This is a genomic window from Oerskovia sp. NPDC057915 (assembly GCF_042887685.1).
GTDB lineage: Bacteria > Actinomycetota > Actinomycetes > Actinomycetales > Cellulomonadaceae > Oerskovia.
Window position 1 is genome coordinate 1 of record NZ_JBHVOS010000058.1, and the last position, 1,016, is coordinate 1,016.

The 1,016-nt window shown below is 70.6% G+C and carries 1 protein-coding gene; it reads left to right on the forward strand.

The window, feature by feature from the left end:
- Positions 1-390: 390 nt before the first annotated feature.
- On the forward strand, positions 391-1,016 hold a 626-nt coding region (locus tag ACFVQ3_RS18855), incomplete at its 3' end, for a hypothetical protein (protein WP_387642423.1).

Sequence of the window (1,016 nt, forward strand, 5' to 3'; positions counted from 1 at the left end):
TACCCGGGTGTGTTCGAGGGGGTGGACCTGGTTCTTTCGGTGCATGAGGACGGGACGGGCTTCTCGGAGGTGTTGCGGGTCGAGTCTCCGGCGGCGGCGGCGAATCCGGCGTTGGCGTCGTTGTCGTTCCCGGTGCAGACCACGCAGGGGCTGAGTGTGGTCTCGGACGAGGGCGGGTTCGTCGCCGTCGACGAGGCGGGTGAGGAGGTCTTCACGTCCCCGACGCCGTTGATGTGGGACTCGGGAGCCGATGAGGTGACTGACGCTGTCGGCGGTGCTGGGGGTCTGGCGCCGTTGGCTCCGCAGGCGTTGCGGAATGGCGGGGGCGCGTCGCTCGGGGCGAGCCTGTTCGCGCTCCCGGCCACCGGCGCGGTTGAGCCGGAGTCGGGGGTGGGTGCCGGTGACCCGGTCCTGGCGCCGCGTGAGGGGGACGAGATCGCCGCGATGCCCGCCGACGTCACCGCTGAGGCGGTGACGATCACCCCCGACGCGCAGATGATCACCGACCCCGAGACCGCCTGGCCCATCTACATCGACCCCAGCGTCTCCGGCAGCCGCAACGAATGGACGATGGTCCAGTCGGGGTGGCCCACGAGCACGGGTGGGTACATGTTCAACGGCGACCAGGGCATGGGGTTGTGCGACCCGGCCGCGACGTCCGCGTGCAGCCGGCGCAACACGCAGCGCCTGGTCTGGGAGTTCGGTGGGCTTGACGCCGTGGCAGCGGCCGACAGCGCCGACGTGATCAGTGCGACGTTTGCCGTGGTGGGCACGCACTCGTGGAGCTGCACCGCGACGACCACCGAGCTCTGGTACACCGCGCAGATCTCGGGTGGGACGACGTGGAACAACCTCGGGTGGGGGGCGCCGACGGGCTCGGCGAACGTGGCCCACAAGTCCTCGTGCGCCGGTCAGCCGGTGCGGTGGATCGAGATGGACGCCACGGGGGGTGCGCGTGCTATCGCGGACAACGGGAGCTCGGTCCTGACGATGGGGATCAAGGCCGCCGACGAGGG